Annotated in this window: 10 protein-coding genes; 1 reads left to right on the forward strand and 9 read right to left on the reverse strand. The window is 28.7% G+C overall.

Going from position 1 to position 17,664, the window contains the following annotated elements; translation table 11 throughout:
• Window positions 1-328 precede the first annotated feature (328 nt).
• On the reverse strand, window positions 329-1,624 hold the full coding sequence (locus tag Q0G30_RS10145; RefSeq protein ID WP_294389410.1) for a M18 family aminopeptidase: 1,296 nt from the start codon (window positions 1,622-1,624) through the stop codon (window positions 329-331).
• A 266-nt stretch (window positions 1,625-1,890) separates the two neighbouring features.
• Between Q0G30_RS10145 and Q0G30_RS10150 the strand changes: the two genes are divergently transcribed.
• Window positions 1,891-3,066, forward strand: a complete 1,176-nt coding sequence (locus tag Q0G30_RS10150; RefSeq protein ID WP_294389412.1) for a cation diffusion facilitator family transporter — start codon at window positions 1,891-1,893, stop codon at window positions 3,064-3,066.
• Between the two features lie 510 nt (window positions 3,067-3,576).
• Here the strand turns inward: Q0G30_RS10150 and Q0G30_RS10155 are convergent.
• From Q0G30_RS10155 to Q0G30_RS10190, 8 genes are all read right to left on the reverse strand, one after another.
• A complete protein-coding gene (locus Q0G30_RS10155) occupies window positions 3,577-6,177 on the reverse strand; it encodes a tetratricopeptide repeat protein (RefSeq protein ID WP_294389414.1) in 2,601 nt (866 codons plus the stop codon).
• Window positions 6,178-6,344: 167 nt separating this feature from the next.
• Window positions 6,345-7,220 carry an ROK family protein gene (locus Q0G30_RS10160; protein WP_289129365.1) on the reverse strand — a complete coding sequence of 292 codons (876 nt, stop codon included), beginning with the start codon at window positions 7,218-7,220 and terminating at the stop codon, window positions 6,345-6,347.
• A gap of 56 nt (window positions 7,221-7,276) precedes the next feature.
• Entirely contained in the window at window positions 7,277-7,768 is a 492-nt protein-coding gene (locus tag Q0G30_RS10165; protein WP_294389419.1) for a hypothetical protein, read from the reverse strand.
• A 65-nt stretch (window positions 7,769-7,833) separates the two neighbouring features.
• Entirely contained in the window at window positions 7,834-8,778 is a 945-nt protein-coding gene (locus Q0G30_RS10170) for an ROK family protein (RefSeq protein ID WP_294389421.1), read from the reverse strand.
• Window positions 8,779-8,833: 55 nt separating this feature from the next.
• A complete protein-coding gene (locus Q0G30_RS10175) occupies window positions 8,834-10,264 on the reverse strand; it encodes an ABC transporter substrate-binding protein (RefSeq protein ID WP_204572468.1) in 1,431 nt (476 codons plus the stop codon).
• Between the two features lie 221 nt (window positions 10,265-10,485).
• Window positions 10,486-13,281: a discoidin domain-containing protein gene (locus Q0G30_RS10180; protein WP_294389427.1), complete on the reverse strand. Its 2,796-nt coding sequence runs from the start codon at window positions 13,279-13,281 to the stop codon at window positions 10,486-10,488.
• A 193-nt stretch (window positions 13,282-13,474) separates the two neighbouring features.
• Complete coding sequence (locus Q0G30_RS10185) at window positions 13,475-16,606, reverse strand: alpha-mannosidase (protein ID WP_204572469.1); 3,132 nt, start codon at window positions 16,604-16,606, stop codon at window positions 13,475-13,477.
• An 80-nt stretch (window positions 16,607-16,686) separates the two neighbouring features.
• Window positions 16,687-17,646, reverse strand: coding sequence for a carbohydrate ABC transporter permease (locus Q0G30_RS10190; protein WP_133014309.1), 960 nt, complete (start codon window positions 17,644-17,646; stop codon window positions 16,687-16,689).
• Window positions 17,647-17,664: the final 18 nt, after the last annotated feature.

Consider the following 17,664-nt stretch of genomic DNA (forward strand, 5'->3'; position numbering starts at 1 on the left):
GGCTAGGAAATGCAACAGTATCAGAATGTAGATTGCTACTTGATACTGAAACAAATGGCTTTAAAATAAATGATAATAGTATTTCTATATTTAAAAATATTGATAATTCTGATCTTGGTACTATACAATTACCTAACTAAATTTTTAATATTACTTTAATAGACATTATATTGATTAAAACAAACTATATAGAAATTATTTATATATTATTTAAAAATTAAATTAATAATATTTACATTAATTTATATAATAAAAGCTGTGTAAGGCTTATATAATATATTATATTCCTTTACACAGCTTATTCTAAAAGTCATAATTAATTTTAAAATTATAAACTAAAGAACTCAGTAAATGCTTTAACAGTATAATAATTATCCTTAACACTTGCTAATTCTCTTATAGAGTGCATTCCAAGAACAGGAGCTCCCATATCGATAACTGGAATAGTTAAATTTGCAGCTGTTACAGGACCTATTGTAGTTCCACCTCTAACATCTGATCTATTAACAAATTTTTGGAATGGTACACCTGCAGCTTCACATATACCTGCAAATACAGCACCATTGAAACTATCAGTGCTATAACTTCCAGAAGCAGCAATCTTTAATACTGGTCCACCTTCAAGTACAGGTCTATTAGTTGGATCATGTTTATCTCCTAGATTTGGATGAACAGCATGAGCTAAGTCAGCAGAAATCATTATAGAATTAGCTAATGCTCTATAATATCCTTCTCTATCTTTACCTAATCCTAAAGCAATTCTTTCTAATATATTATTTAATAATGTAGAGTTAGCACCTTCAGCAGTTAAGCTTCCGATTTCCTCATTATCTATACAAATCATAACTTTAGTTGCTACATTTTCTTTACTATCAACTAAAGCTTTAATTCCTGCATAAACCATCCATAGGTCATCAAATCTTCCTGAAGAAATAAGTTCTTCATTCATTCCTATTAACATACCTTTTTCATATTCATATAAACCTAATTCAAAGTTTAATATATCTTCCTTCTTAACTTGAAGCTCTTCTGCTAATATGTTCATTAAGTAATCTTCTTTTTCTAACTTATCATTTATAAGTCCTAATAAAGGAAGTGTATCTACTTGTCTATTTATTTTAAATCCTTCATTAACTTCTCTATTCATATGAATTGCTAAGCTTGGAATTATTAATAATGGCTTATTTATATTAACTAATCTTGTTTCTGGTTTTAATGGAGATGCACCTTTTAATGATACCTTACCAGCTATTGATAATGGTCTATCAAACCATGTGTGAAGTATTGGTCCACCATAAACTTCTGTATTTAACTTAACATACTTTCCTTCTGAAATCATTTGAGGATTTGGTTTAATTCTAAATCCTGGTACATCAGTATGAGCTCCTATTAGTCTTAATCCTGTTTCTTCTATATCTCCAGTACCAATTTCAAATGCAATTAATGCTGAATCATTTTTTATAACATAATATTTACCTTTTGGTTGTAAATCCCATTTATCAGTTTCTTTTATTTCAATAAATCCATTTTCATTTAATATTTTTTGTGTTGCTTTTACTCCATGACAAGCACTTGGACTGTCATATAAAAAATCTACTAATTCTAATGCTAACTTTTTTTCCATAGTCATTTACTCCTTTTTATTTCATATATCTCTAATATACTTCATTTGCTATTTTTTCACAACTTATTATTTATTGTCATAGATACATATAAAACATAGCTATATCATTATATTTAGTCATATTTAGTATACCCCTTAAATAATATATAATTGACTTTTTCATTGGATTAAATTAGCATATTGTAATAAGCGTAATTACTAAAAAAATTAACATACTATTAGTGTAAGTAACTATATTAATTACAAATATAAATGGGAGGATTTTTATGTTTTCAAATTTTTTAATTAAAAGATTTGTTAAGGACTATGATAATGTATCAGATGTAAAAGTAAGAGGCGCCTATGCTAATCTTGCTGGCATTGTTGGAATAATTACTAACTTAATGCTATTTATAATAAAGTTATTTGTTGGATTATTTTCTAACTCTGTTTCGATTTTAGCAGATGCTTTTAATAACTTATCTGATGCTGCATCTTCAATCATAACTATAGTAGGTTTTAAAATGGCAAATAAGCCCGCTGATGCAGAACATCCCTTTGGTCATGGTCGTATTGAATATATAACTGCTATGATTGTTTCTTTCATGGTTATGCTTGTTGGTCTTCAATTTGTTAAAACATCTTTTCAAAAGATTATTAATCCTACTCCAGTAACTTTTGAATTATTGCCATTTATTTTATTACTTATTTCTATTGGATTTAAGTTCTGGTTATCTAAATTTAATAAGTCTATTGGAAATAAAATTAATTCATCTACTTTAAAAGCAACTGCAACTGATGCTATGGGTGATGTTTTTACTTCAACTACTGTTGTTATTTCCTTTTTAATAAGTAAATTTACTACTTTACCTATCGATGGTTATATTGGTATTATCGTAGCCTTAGCTATTGTTTATTCTGGTTTTTCTCTTATTAAGGAGACTTTAAGCCCATTACTTGGAGAACCACCAGATCCAGTTTTAGTTAGTAATATTACTGACATGGTTATGTCTTATGAAAATATAACTGGAATTCATGACTTAATTGTTCATAATTATGGTCCTGGTAGAATTATGGCTTCTATTCATGCTGAAATTCCTAGTAATATTGATATTATGGAAATACATCATATTATTGATACTGCGGAAAGAGAAATTTCTAAGAAATTAAATATTTATTTAGTTATCCACATGGATCCTATTTGTGTTGATACAGATGAAATAGTTGAAGCTAGAAATATGGTAAAAGATGTGCTTAAAAAATATGAAGAAGTTAAGTCTTTCCATGACTTCAGAGTTGTTGGAGATCATGATAATAAAAATTTAATTTTCGATATAGAAGTTTGTCCTAAATGCTTAGCTAATGAAAATAGATCATCTCAATTATTATCTAATATAGAAAAAGATATTAAGGAAAAATCTCCTGAATATAGATGTGTTATTACTGTTGACTTAGCCTTATAATTATATTTTAAATGCAAGATTAAAATTTAATTTTAGTCTTGCATTTTTATTCTATATCAATAAATTGCTTGTAACTTATATTTTTGTAGATTCTTACAATAGTATGTTGAATAAATTTACATTATAATTATTATATAACTTCCATAAAAATATAAATATTTTTATACCAAACAATCTAATCAAATTTCACACTTTTTGGGAATCGTTTCTAGTTTACTTTGAACTCCCTTTTAATCTAAGTAAATTAATAGAAACGATGGTTAATGATTGATATGTTATATAAATTTATATTATATTTGAGCCTCATATCAATCATTAACTGGAACTTATGGAACTTATATTATTTATATATAAATATTTATATTATATCGCTCTTCTAAATTACTTAATATAAATAATACAATTAATCTAATTTACGCTCTTATTAGAGATAAATTTAGAGTATTTACAATTTTCAAGAGTCTATTTTAAATAAACGACGAGACTAAAATTTAAGTCCCGTCGTTTATTTTATTGAAGTCTCTCATCTTTTTTAACAATGTTATAATATATTGCCTCCTCCTGTAACTCATAATAAATTGTCTTATCTTGAGGTTTTCTATTATCATACCACTGAATTAAATCATTGATTACTTCATAAAATCCACTATTTATTAACTTACTAAGCTTTTTAATAATTATTAACTCTTCAACAGTAACTATACTACTATTTTGAATATCTTTTAATTTATCTTTTAGAAATATATATTTGCATTTATTTATTCCTAAGCCCTTTCCTTCCATGGCAACTTCAAATGCTTCTTTATATTTATTGTTTTTACTTAATCCATTATTATATAAATACATTGCAAGTTGTCCATAACATTCTAAATTGCCAAGTTCTATCCCTTCTCTATATAGATTTATAATTTCATCTTTATTAATATTTATTAGCCCTTTTTCTCCTAAATATCCTCTTATATATTTTGCTGTTCCTAAATCTATTTCTTCAATTTCATTAAGTAACTCATACCCCTTATCTTTATTTTCCTCAATTCCTATTCCCTTAAAGCAGTAATATACTAGCTTTTCTTTTCCCTTTAATGCATCTAAATCAATAAGTTTAAATACATAGTAAATAGCTTTTATATCACTTCTTCTACCACCAATTCCATTTTCATATATCTCTATAAGCTTTTCTACTGATTCAATATCATTTTCTTTGGCTGCTTTTTCATACCATTTAATTGCTAAGTCTATATTTCTACTTAAGAAAACACCGGACTTATACCAATCTCCTAACTTATTCATAGCCTTAACATATTTAGTTTCAGCTGCTAATGTATAATAGTAATATGCCTTTTCGTAGTTTTGCTCTATTCCTATTCCCTTTTCATATATATATCCATATTTAAAAATAGATTCTTTTAGGTCATTTTCTACACCAAATTTTATATAAATTACAAGCTCATTTTTATTAATATCTTTGCCTTCTTTTAATTCATTAATCATTATACAAGCTAAGTAATCTGCTGCATAAGGTGAACCTAATTCATAGGCTTCTTTTAATAAAGCCTTAACAATATCACTTGTCTTATCACCAAATTTATTTAGTCTATAATATGCAACCGCTAAAACATACATAGCATGTGGTTCTTTTTTAGCTGCTGCTATCTCCATATATTCCATTGCTTTCTCTAAATCTTTTTCAACGCCTTCACCATTATAATATATTATACCTAATCTTTGAGTGCATCTTAAGTTTCCCTCTTCATGTCCTTGTTTATATATTAAAATTGCCTGATTAATTAGACCCTCATCTTCATATACTTTTCCAAGCTTAAAGTATACACTTTTATCTCCAAACTCTATGGCCTTATTATATAATTCTAATGCAGTATAAACATCTTTTCTTACATGAAGTCCCTTTAAATACATTTCTGCCAGTGATTCTATACAATTTGTATCTAAAGCTAAATATCCTTTACTTAAATAATAAAATGCTTTCTTATAATTAACTTCTACACATATTCCTTCTAAATATGATCTTCCAACTATATAATAAGCATCTTCATAATCATTTTCTGCTGCCCTCTCAAGCCAATAATATGCACTTACTAGATTTTCATCACAACCCTCTCCATTTTTATACATTAATGATAATGCATATTGTGAAGCTGGCAGATTATTTTCTGCTGCTTTTTTATGCCACTTAAATGCTTTTTCCTCATCCTTATCTACACCTAATCCATTGTAATAAGCACGTCCTAATTGGTAATATGCACCTACATAATCATTTTCTGCGCTCTTTTGAAACCACATAAATGCCTTATTATAATCTTTAATAACTCCATTTCCCTCTGAGTATAGAACTCCTAAAGAATATTGAGCAAATGCATTTCCTTTTATTGCAGCTTTATAATACCATTGGTATGCCATTTCATAATTTTTACGTACTGCTATACCCTTATCGTAAAATAATCCAAGATAAGTTTCTGCATATTCATCCTTATACTTTGCTGCATCTAAGAAGTATTTATAGGCCTTTTTACTATCTTTCTTAACTCCCCTACCAAAGTAATAATTTTCTCCTTTCTCAAGAAGCTCACGTGTAATCTCTTCTTTTTCTTCTAATCCTCCTACTTTATTTTGAAGAACCTTTTGACTATTTTTTTCTTTATCACTTTTACTATTTGGCAAGTATTTTACAAAAATTTCTTTCTCTGAATCTATTAGATTATCTAATATTAAAGAATAATTTTCTTCACCATAATTCACAACAAACCAAACTAAAATCTCATATAATATTTTCATTTCTGAAATCTCATCCTCTGCTGTTGCGATATTAGAATAATTGGCTTTAGCTTTCTTAGTCCAAGTCATAATCATATTTAATATCTCGTTTGGTATTATATTTATCTCCTTTAACATTACTAATCTTTTATTCCATTCAATTTTTTCATCATATAATATATTATTTTTCTTATATATATAATAAATAATATCACCAATTAAAGAATTAATACTTTTCTCTATATCATCATCAGTTGTCTTTTTCCTTAATTCTTCTATATCTTCATATATATCTCTAAATTCTAACTTTAAAAAATCATAACTGAAGATTCTATTCATATATCCTCCAATGTTATTACTTATACTATTAGTTTATTATATTGATAATCCCTTTATTACGCCTCAAATACAATAAAAATCCAAATATTGTAACGACCTCCGGGGTCAATCCATTATTTGGATTTACCCCGGAGGTCGTTACATTTTTTTACATTTAACTATCATAATTAGTTATTAATATGATTTACTAAAGCTCCTACTAAATTAGCATTATGTTTATGATAACATTCACTTATTACAGGTCTTATAGTTGAATCTTCTATTGCTTCCATTAAATAGTCTAGCTTTTTATTAATATTATAGATGAAATCATTTCTTTTACTTATTCCACCGCCAATAAGTATTATTTCTGGATCGTATACATATTGAAGATTATATATTCCCTTAGCTAAATTTAAATAAAATCTATCTAATATATCTATACAAAATTTATCACCTTTACTTGCAGCTTCAAATACTCTCTCACCATTCCAAGTATCATCATTATAATGAGCTATTGCCTTTCTTACAAAAGACATTGTAGAAGCATATCTACTAAAGTTTATAAATTTACCATCTTTCTCTTCCATTATCATAAATCCAAATTCTCCACCATGAAGATTTTTTCCATTATGTATTTTTCCATCCTTAACTATACTTCCACCAATACCTGTACCACAAACTAAAAATAATACATCTTTTAATCCCTTAGCTTTTCCATTAAAAGTTTCTGCTAGTGCTGCACAATTTGCATCATTTTCTATAGTTACTTTTAAATTCACTTTCTGTCCAAGTTCTTCTTTCCAACTAAATCCATGTATACATTGAATAGCACTTGTCCCATATATTATTCCACTTTCTGAATCTACAGCTCCTGGCGCACTTATAGCTACTCCTTTTACATCATAACTAAACTTCATCTCTTCTATATAATTAATTATTGTATCCATCAATTTCTCTTTTTCATGAGAAACAGGTAATGAAGCATTTTCAAACAAATTTCCTTCACTATCAGCTATTGCAACTTTAATGGCTGTTCCTCCTATATCAATACATATATACAATTTTATTTCCCCCTAACCTAAATAAAGTAACTATCTTATCAATTAATAAATTTTAATTAATTATATATTAATTCTCTAAATACTGATGGCTTAATCTTATAACACATAGATATTAATTTTTCATCCATATTTAAAACTAGACACTTTACTCCTTCAGGAGTTTTTACATATAAATATTGATTATTATTTTCTTTTTCCTTTATATATGCATTTATTACTGGACACTTCTTTTCATTTCTCTTAGTTTTACTTACACATTCAACATCTGATAAGTTAAATTCTAATAACTTCTTTCTTCTTTTTTCAGTCATTACTTTTGAAATAACTAAACTATCTAATGTTAATTCATACTCATAGGCAACAAATTTCTTTCTATTAAAATATACTATTCCTACATATATTAAAAACACAAAGCTTCCAATAAGTAATGTTCTAAAACCTAATATATAAACTGCTACTAATATTAATGATGCATATTCTATGGAATTCATTATGCTTTGAAAATATCCATAGTCTTTTCCATTATATTGCTCATAAAATTCTTCCATAACTACTATTCCCCTTTACTTCTCTTCTTACTTTGCTTGCTTTATTTTATAGCTAGTTTTCTATTCTACTTATTACTTTCAATTATAGCTAATGCTACTGCACCTAGAACTCCTGCCTTACCACCAAGCTGTGCTTTTTTAACAACACAATTATTTAATATTGGGTTTAAACATCTACTTTTCATTTCTTCACTAATTATATCGAGAACTATTTGTCCACCTTCACTAACTCCTCCACCAATAACAATCATATCTGGATCAAATGCATTGGCTGCATTTGAAACTGCTACGCCTAAATATCCTAAAGCTTCTCTTAATATTTCATTTGATAACTTATCTCCGTTACTTGCTTCAGTAAATACCTCTTTTGCCGTAACAACTTCATATTTTCTTAAGCTTGTTTCAATATTTGATTTTAAAGCTTCATCTGCTTGCTTTTTAATGGCAGTTCCTGATGACATAGATTCTACACAACCTCTATTTCCACAACCGCATCTATTTCCTGAATAATGAACTGTAGTGTGCCCAAGTTCTAAAGCATTTGATGTACTTCCTCTATATATACTCTTATTTAAAACTGCTCCTGCTCCAACTCCAGTGCTAGCAGTTATAAAAATCATATTAGTAGTTCCTACTCCTGCTCCAAATTTATATTCTGCCAATGTTGCTGCATTTGCATCATTATCTAAAAATACAGGTAATTTAAATTCAACCTCTAAGGCCTTAACTATATTAAAATTTTTAAAAGGTAAGTTTGGAGGATCTACTATTAATCCATTTTTAACATCTAATGGTCCTGGTGATCCAATTCCTATTGAAACTACTTTATCCTCCTTAACATCTTTACTTACATACCTTATACTTTCTTTTATTTTTTCCACAATTTGCTCATATCCATTACTTGCTTCAGTTGGTTTTATAATTTCTTTTAGTATATTTCCTCTTTCATCTGATAAAGCTGTATATATTTTTGTTCCACCTAAGTCTACACCTATAAATAATTTACTCATTTTTTTCTCCTTTACTATTGATATGATTAAAGGAGGATTTCTCCCCCTTTATCTATTATTGTTCAGCTAACCATGCATCAAGTTGAGTTTGCATTTCTTCAATAACTCTATCGATACCTTGGTCTTTTAATTTTTTATTTAACTTGTCTAAGTATTCATCAACATCTACTGATCCACTATATATAGTAGATTTAAACTCTTCAAGTACGTTGTTTATAGCTGCAATCTCATTTGTTACTTTTGAAGTATCAAACTTAAATCCAAGTACTGCAGATTCTTTAGCTGCATCATTAAATTCTTGGAATTCATCCCACTTAGTTTCTGGTTCATTATCTAAAACTTTAGTTATAAATAAGTTACCTAAAGTATAGTAACCAACAGAATAATCAGAAGCTTTATCTGTTAATTTGATTTGTTTGTCATTAACACTTTCATAATGTGTTCCTTCTATACCATAGTTTAAAAGGTTTCTTATATATTCATCAGTATTTAAAAGGTTTAAGAATTCAACTGCTTTATCTGGATTTTTACTGTTCTTAGATACTGCAATCATAGAACCAGTTGTTGAAGCATTAGTAATATAAGAATCTGTTATTTGACTTGCTACTACATCATATTTTAAATCTTTTGACCATAAAACTTCTGCATAAGGTTGTCCATCACCTTTTGTGACAAATCTCTTAACTGATTTATCATCTTGAGCTGTTGCAGAGTCAGCATTTATATATCCAGCTTGATAGTATTTTCTTAATGTTTCTAATGTAGACTTCATTTTGTCTGTTTCAAACATATTTTTTACTACTAGTGAATCATCTTCGTATTCTATTCCAACTGGATCTACTAATTGTTCAAAGTATTGTGGAGCTGAGAATCCTTTTGTGATATATAGTGGAGTTACATCCGGTTCATTCTCTTTTATAAGTTTTAACCATGGCTCTAAATCTTCTAATGAATGTAACTCAGTATAAGGAATGTTGTACTTGTCTACATATTCTTTAGTAAATACCCACATTGGAGCTGTACAAATTTCTTTTTGATTTGGTACTGCATAAATACCACCATCAACTTCTGCTCCACTCCAGAATCTATCATCTATAGCTTCTTTCATTTCACTACCTATATTATCAAGATAAGGTGTTAAATCTAGGAAAGCACCCTTTCTAGCATTTCCTAAATAATCTCCTGCCCATGAACAAGTAAATGCTAAATCATAAGCTTCTCCTGAATTAATTATTACACCTAATTTTTGACTATACTCACCATAATCAATAAAATTCATATCTATATTTACGCCTATTTTTTCTTCTAGATATTTATTAGCTTCATCTTCAACAAGCTGTAAGTCTTTTGGCTCAGCACCTATTGTATACCATTTCAATGTTACTACATCACTTTTCTTACTTGTTGCTGTACTAGAGCATCCAGCAAATATTGATGCACCTACAAGCGCAGTTGTTGCTAAAGCAATAAGCTTTTTAATTTTCATAAATTTCCTCTCCCCTTTTGCATTTTTATATCGTTTACATATTCTATTTTATAGTAATTTTTTTAGACTTTATAGTGTACATATTTTATATTTAATATAAAAATTTCATATTTGTCTACTAATATGAAAACTTTTTCCATTCTTATTAAAATAAATTATTACTAACTAAGCACTAAAAATGCTTAGCTAGTAATTTTTTTAATATTAATATAGTTATTTTTCTATTCTAATCCAAATACATCTATACCATAAATTCTAGCTGCAGAATCTGAACCTTGAGTTGCCTTTAATATTGTTAGTCTTACATACCTAGCATTTACTTGCTTAAATGCATCAACAGTTTCTCCTAAAGTATTTCCTTCTCTTAAAGATACAGTAGTAAAGTTTTCTCCATCTTCACTTACTTCTATCTTGTATTCTTCAGTATTCATATCTGGATTTTCTCCACCTACTTCAGCATGTTGAATATGGACTTCATTTATTGATTTAACTTCACCTAAATCAATAGTAATATTATGATTATCTGGACCTACTGCACACCATTTTGTAGATGGATCACCATCTAATGCATATTTAGGTGCTTCTGCATCATTTACAAAACTTGAAGCTTCTACTGTTTTATTTAATGATAGGTTATTTAATCCTGATTCTGCTAATTTTGTAACAGTTATTAAATCTTTTATAACTATTTCATCATTACCTTTCTTATTCTTAGCTTTTAATACAACATCGTAAGTGCCTTCATTTGAATAAGTTACTGTTGGATTTTGCTCAGTACTTGTTTCAACATCTGCTCCTTTAAATGTCCATTCATAACTATCAGCAACTAAGTTACTTAAGTTTTCAAATGTAACTGATTCGCCTGGTGCCACTACAGTGCTTTTTGCTCTAAAATTAGCTTTTGGTAATGTATTATCTGGCCATTCTACTTTAACTTTTGCTGATTTTCCTCTTACGTTATCATTATTAACTGAAACTACTTCAAAAGTACTTTCCATTTCATCAGTTTCTCTCTCTAGAGAATTTATAAAGTACCTAGTATTATACGTTGCACCTAAATATGACTTACTCTTATCACTATTTACCTTATATATTTCATAATGATGCAATCCTTCACCTTCAGTAGCATCCCAAGTAAGTCTTATACCTGCTAAAGTACTATCTTCTTCAAAGCTAGTACTCTCAACTTTTACATTAGAAACATCTACCGCTTTATCAGTCTTTCCATCATCTATTGATAAATTCCCTAAATTAATTGTAAGATTATTTGCAGCTTCACTAGTTGTCATCTTATAAGAAATTGTTTTTATTGATTTATCTACAAATTTTTCAACATCATAAGTTACTTTTGTCCAGTCTTTTTCAAGTTTTTTATCTCCTGATATTGTTTCTATAGTACCATCATCAAATTCTAATACTAAATCTAATGCAACTTCTGAATCTGCCTTTGCCATAGTTGTAAATTCTACACCTTTTTCAAGCTTTAAATCTGCACTAAATAGTTTAATAGTAGAAGATTTATTAGCCTCTAATTTACCTAATAATTTTATTGAGTTTCCTCCATAATATGCAGTTGAATAATCTAAACTTGCTGTTAGTTGGTTTTCCCCTTCATTTTCAATTATCCATCTATATGTTGGCATAACATCAGCTAAACTTCTATTATTCCAGTCTAAAGATGATACTTTTTCTCCATCAATAAAGAAGTTATACCCATTCCCCATGCTAAAGTTTGTTTTAAATGGCAATGATGTAACTGCTGATTTTTCAACTACATATGTTGAAATACCTCTCCACGTAGTACCAGTTGCTTCAGTAGCTTTAGTTGGATCATTAAATTCATTAACCCATAATTTAGCTTCTTTTTCTTGGAATGAATCTACTGTATCTGAAGAAAAATACGTCCAGCTTGGACAATATAATCCTAATGAGGTATATGTTTCATTTGCTGTTTTTTCAAATAAGTCCCATTTAATAGGTGTTGCCGTACCATTAGCTTGTACATCTATTCCAGCATAAACTTCCTTAGAGTCAACACCTATTTTTTCTGCATGCTCTTCTGATTTCTTTAATAATTCATCTTGAGCATACTTATCTTCTGTCCACCAGAAATTTAAGAACATACTATCTGCAACTTTATTACCTTCTCCATCTATTAAGAAAATATCATTTTTATCATTAAGTGTATTTTGCCAATTTATTTCCCCATCTTTTGTCATAGAATCATACCACATTAACTGTTGAGAATCTCCTGCCTTCTCTTTATACTGCTTTATAAATTCTTGCATAAGTTCTACATGTTCCACTGTTAATGGATTTTCTTCAGTCCCTTGAGTTTCTTGGTTTATAAACCAACCTTCAAAGTTATATGTTTTAGCAACTTCAATAAGCTTATCTACCATAATGAAGTTTCCTTCAGCATCCTTTGTAAAAAATGTATCTAACCACTCTAATCTACCTGCAAATTCAGTTGGTGGAAAGAATATTGTTCCTAATACTTCTACTCCATTTTTATGAGCTGAATCTGTAACATCAGCACTTGGTGGAACAATTATCCCCTCACCAGCTGATCCTCCCCAATAAACAAGAGTATCTATATATTGCCAATATGAAAATGTATTTGAATCAAAAGTATTTGATCCTTGTGTAGGATTTCCGCTAGTGTTTGCGTTCATAATTGATAATGCTACTACTTTTGTATCTTTATTTTGAGTATTATTTACTGTTTGTAATTTTTCCTTATCTACTCTTTTTTGCAGTTCTATAGTACTTATATTATAAGGAGCATCTTCATCCTCTGAAGCAGTCCATTCTAATAAATCTTCAGGTAACCAATAAGATGATATTGGAGTGTTTTGCATCTTAAAATTAAGTCCCTCTTCTGTTATTTTATATACTTGCTTATTTCCCCCTGTCGTAACATTGTTACATCCAGTAAATACTACTGCTAAAGTAAAAGCTACCGCTGTTGGTAATATCACTATCTTTTTACTTAAGTATCTCTTTCTTATTATCATTTCTATACCCCTTTTCCTTCCCTAAAATAATCTATAACTAACATAATATTTAGCTATATTTACAACATTTTATTTTTTCACCAAACTACAACATTACCCAATTTTATTATATATAAACATTTAAGGAATACCTCAAATTTTAATAATTATATTTTGTTATAATTAATTCTTTTGAGATATTCCTTAAATTGCTTTATCTTAATTTAAATTTAAATGTCTTTATTTCATATGGTTTAATGGTAAAGTTAACCTTATTTCCAACTGGAGATAATTCTTCTAAATCTTTTTCTAGAAGGTTACATTCTTTGATTTCTTTTATATCTTTAAAGAACTCTAATGTAACATTACTTCTCTTATTGTGGAATTCATACATTCTTACAATTAAATCATCTGAATCTTCAGCTTTCTTAATTACCTCTATCATTACATTATCCTTATCAACCTTTGCTAAGCTTAATGTATTTGGTAAGTCCCCTTTATGCGCTTCTTCAACAGTTGTAATAAATGGAGTATTTAACTCGTAAGCTTTTTGTGAAGTTTGTCCTTCCTTCCAATCTCCATTATGGCTGTAGATTGAATAAGTTAAATGATGAACTTCTTTATCTGCATCAGGATTTGGATCACAAGTTGATTTTAATAATGTTAATCTCATATTTCCATCTTTAATGTCATGTCCATACTTACAGTTATTTAATAATGAAACTCCAAAATCTCCTTCTGAAAGATCAGCCCACTTATGTCCACAAACTTCAAATGCAGCAACTTCCCAAGATGTATTATTGTGAGTTGGTCTTGTAACATTACCATATTGAATTTCATAAGTTGCTTCACTTGCATTTATTTCAACTGGGAATGCAGTCTTAACAAGAACATCTCTTTCTTTCCAATCTATAACTGTTTCAAAATCTACTCTTTCTATATCATTATAAATATGAATATTTTGAACTATTGTTGATTCTAAGAACTTTCTTTCTAATCTTAAAGTACTTCTTACTGGTCCTTGCTCAACAACTTCAATACTTTGAACATCATCAATCTTCCACATTTTTTCTTTATAGTAGATATCTATATCCCAGTTATCGAAACACATTGGCTTATCTTCAAATGCTTGAATCTCGTTCCCTATAGCTCCATCCTTTAATAATTCTCTATTTTGATCTTTATGAATAAATGAAACTATTTGTCCTTTTTCATCAAACTTAATCTTAACAAATTTGTTTTCTGCTTCTGTTGTTGTTAATTTTACTACTTCAGTATTAACATCATCAGCTTCAACTATAGCATAACTCTTATATCCATTTGCCGGAACTCCTTTAGCAAAGAATATAGCCTTATTTCCTTCGATTTTTTGACAAACTAATTTGTTACCATCTTCATCAATTACTGCAACATTATTTATACCTACTGGTATTTCAAAAGTAGCTATATCGCTTCTTTCAAATCCTAATGTGTTATTTACAACTACACTTCTATTATCTAAGTTAATCTTTGAAGCTATAAACCCTTTAGTCTCATTAATCATTGAATCTGCATTTTCTATTAACTCTTTGTATTCAACTTCTGTTACATCATAAACTTCCTTAATTGATGAACCAGGAATAATATCATGGAATTGGTTTAATAATACTGTTTCCCATGAATTATTAATATTTTCTTGTGGGTAAGCTTTACCTTCTAACATAGCTAAAGAGTTTAATTTTTCAGCAGCTGTGTACATATTTTCACATTTTCTGTTATCTCTCTTATTTCTAGCCATTGAAGTATAAGTTCCCCTATGGTATTCAAGATATAACTCCCCATTCCATTTAGCTAATTTGTTATTATCTTTAACTTTTTCTTCTAATCTTTTAAAGTAATCTAAAGATGTTCCCATCTTAACTTTTGGTGCTCCTGGTATACCCTTTGAAAGTCTTCTAGCATTTTCAAGCATTTCTAATGTGGCACCACCACCACCATCTCCCCATCCAAAGGAAATTAATACATCATTATTTAAGTTCTTATCTTGGTATCTTCTCCATGCACCCATTACTGCATCTGGTTGAATATGACCATTATAAGTAGTGAAATGAGATTCTCTCTCTTGTCCAGGTCCAGTTGTAGTTATGAAGTGAGTTAATACTTCTGTACCATCAATACCTTTCCACATAAATGTATCATGAGGAATTTTATTAAATTGATTCCATGCAATCTTAGTTGTCATAAAGTAATCAACATCTGATTTCTTTAATATTTGTGGTAATGCTGCAGAGTATCCAAATACATCTGGTAACCATAAAATCTTGCTATCTACATTAAATTCATCCTTAAAGAATCTTTTACCATGCATTATTTGTCTTACTAAAGACTCTCCTGAAGTTACATTACAGTCAGATTCAAGCCACATAGCTCCTTCTGGTTCCCATACACCTTCTTCAATTTTCTCTTTAACTTTTTCATAAATCTTTGGATGATCTTCTTTTAACATCTTATACAGTTGAGGTTGTGAAGACATAAAGATATATTCAGGATATTCTTCCATAAGTTTTAATACTGTTGAGAAACTTCTAGCAACTTTTTCTCTAGTTTGAGCAACAGTCCATAACCAAGCAACGTCTATATGAGTATGTCCAACGCATGTAGCTATAACATCTTCGTGACCACATAGTTCTCCATAGAATTTATCATTTAAGAAGTCATTTGCTTTCTTAACACTTTCATCATACATTTCACTCTTTGGTCTTCTTAAATCTATTAAGTTAACAGCTTCATTTAATACAGTTATCATATCAACTCTATTTTTATCTTCTTTTTCAAGCTCTTTACAAACATCTACTGGTACTTTTAAGTTCCAATATAATTCTCTTGATGCCATATCAATAACTACTAAGTTACCACTTAATGTAGCTAATTTATCTGCTAACATTCCTGCATATGCATGTAAGTCTATTTCATATTTTTCTCCAGCAACTGCATTGTGAGTTAATATTATTTCTCTATGGTTAATATCTACACCTTGGATCTGTTCTCCATTTACATAAAGTATAAATTGAGGATTTGTTGCATCCCAACCTTCTTCAAAAGTTTTGAAATTTAGTGCTATAGTTTGTCCTGCAAAACGTTCTGGAACTTCTACTGTACACTTGAACCAACCATGAGCATCTCTTCCTCCCCATAAATCTCCTGTCTTAAAATCTCTCCATCCATCAGCTGGAGCTTCTTTTATTAAATCAATGTTATGATAATTTCCATCTATATACTTGTAATTGTCTATTGATATACTATCTCTATAAATATGTTTTGATATTTCTCCACAAATTTTGTCAATTCTTTCTAATAAGTAATACATAATATACTCCTCCCAAATTTATCCTAATTTACTCTTTATCTTTATTAAAATTTTTATGTTTTTAAAATTATTTTATTTAATTATTCTTTAACAGCCCCAATTGTTAATCCACTTACAAAGTATCTTTGGAAGAATGGATAAGCAAATATTATTGGTAATGTTGTTATTACAACAATAGCCATCTTTGCTGTTTCCTTAGGCATCTTTGAAGCAACTTCTATTGCATTTGCACCCATACTAGTAGCATTATTACTTAAAAATTCCATTGATGTTTCAAGTTTTATAAGTAAATATTGAACTGGTATTAAGTTACTACTATCTATATATAGCATTGCATTAAACCAATCATTCCAGTATCCAAGTGTTAAAAATAGTCCAACTGTTGCGATACCTGGTAATGACATTGGTAATATAATTTTTCTGAATAATAGCCATTCACTTGCTCCATCTATCTTTGCTGATTCAACAACAGCATCTGGAATAGTTGTTTTAAAGAATGTTCTTAAAATTATAATATTAAATGAACTTACACATAGAGGTAATATCAATGCTAATATATTGTCCTTTAATTGTAAGAAGTTAACCATTACTAAGTATGATGCAACCATCCCACCTGAGAATAACATTGGGATAAATATTAACTTAGTAAAAAACTTTCTATAAGCAAAATTCTTTCTTGATAATGCATATGCATACATTGTCATAATAGTTAATCCTAAAAGTGTACCTGCTACAGTTACTATAATTGTTATTCCATATGCCCTAATTATTTGACTTCCTGAAGAGAAAATATATTTATAAGCCTCTAAGCTCCACTCTTCTGGCCAAAATCTATATCCATTAGCTGTTAATGATGCTTCACTAGTAAATGAAATAATCACAACAAACATAAATGGTATAATGCAAGCTGCTGCTAATAATGCAAATAATATATTTAAAACAAAATTTGTTTTCTTGCTTACTCTATTGAATCTTTCTTCCTTATCGCTAATCTTTTCTTTACTTTTATTAAAAACCTTATTTTTAAGCTTCAACTCCATTTAATTCACAACCTTTCT

Source organism: uncultured Clostridium sp. (genome assembly GCF_934754925.1).
Lineage (GTDB): Bacteria > Bacillota > Clostridia > Clostridiales > Clostridiaceae > Clostridium.

Coding starts and splice junctions, on each gene's coding strand:
- Q0G30_RS10185 (WP_204572469.1), bottom strand. CDS start 16,606: ATGTATTACTTATTAGAAAGAATTGACAAAATTTGTGGAGAAATATCA.
- Q0G30_RS10175 (WP_204572468.1), bottom strand. CDS start 10,264: ATGAAAATTAAAAAGCTTATTGCTTTAGCAACAACTGCGCTTGTAGGT.
- Q0G30_RS10155 (WP_294389414.1), bottom strand. CDS start 6,177: ATGAATAGAATCTTCAGTTATGATTTTTTAAAGTTAGAATTTAGAGAT.
- Q0G30_RS10150 (WP_294389412.1), top strand. CDS start 1,891: ATGTTTTCAAATTTTTTAATTAAAAGATTTGTTAAGGACTATGATAAT.
- Q0G30_RS10145 (WP_294389410.1), bottom strand. CDS start 1,624: ATGGAAAAAAAGTTAGCATTAGAATTAGTAGATTTTTTATATGACAGT.
- Q0G30_RS10165 (WP_294389419.1), bottom strand. CDS start 7,768: ATGGAAGAATTTTATGAGCAATATAATGGAAAAGACTATGGATATTTT.
- Q0G30_RS10190 (WP_133014309.1), bottom strand. CDS start 17,646: ATGGAGTTGAAGCTTAAAAATAAGGTTTTTAATAAAAGTAAAGAAAAG.
- Q0G30_RS10170 (WP_294389421.1), bottom strand. CDS start 8,778: ATGAGTAAATTATTTATAGGTGTAGACTTAGGTGGAACAAAAATATAT.
- Q0G30_RS10180 (WP_294389427.1), bottom strand. CDS start 13,281: ATGATAATAAGAAAGAGATACTTAAGTAAAAAGATAGTGATATTACCA.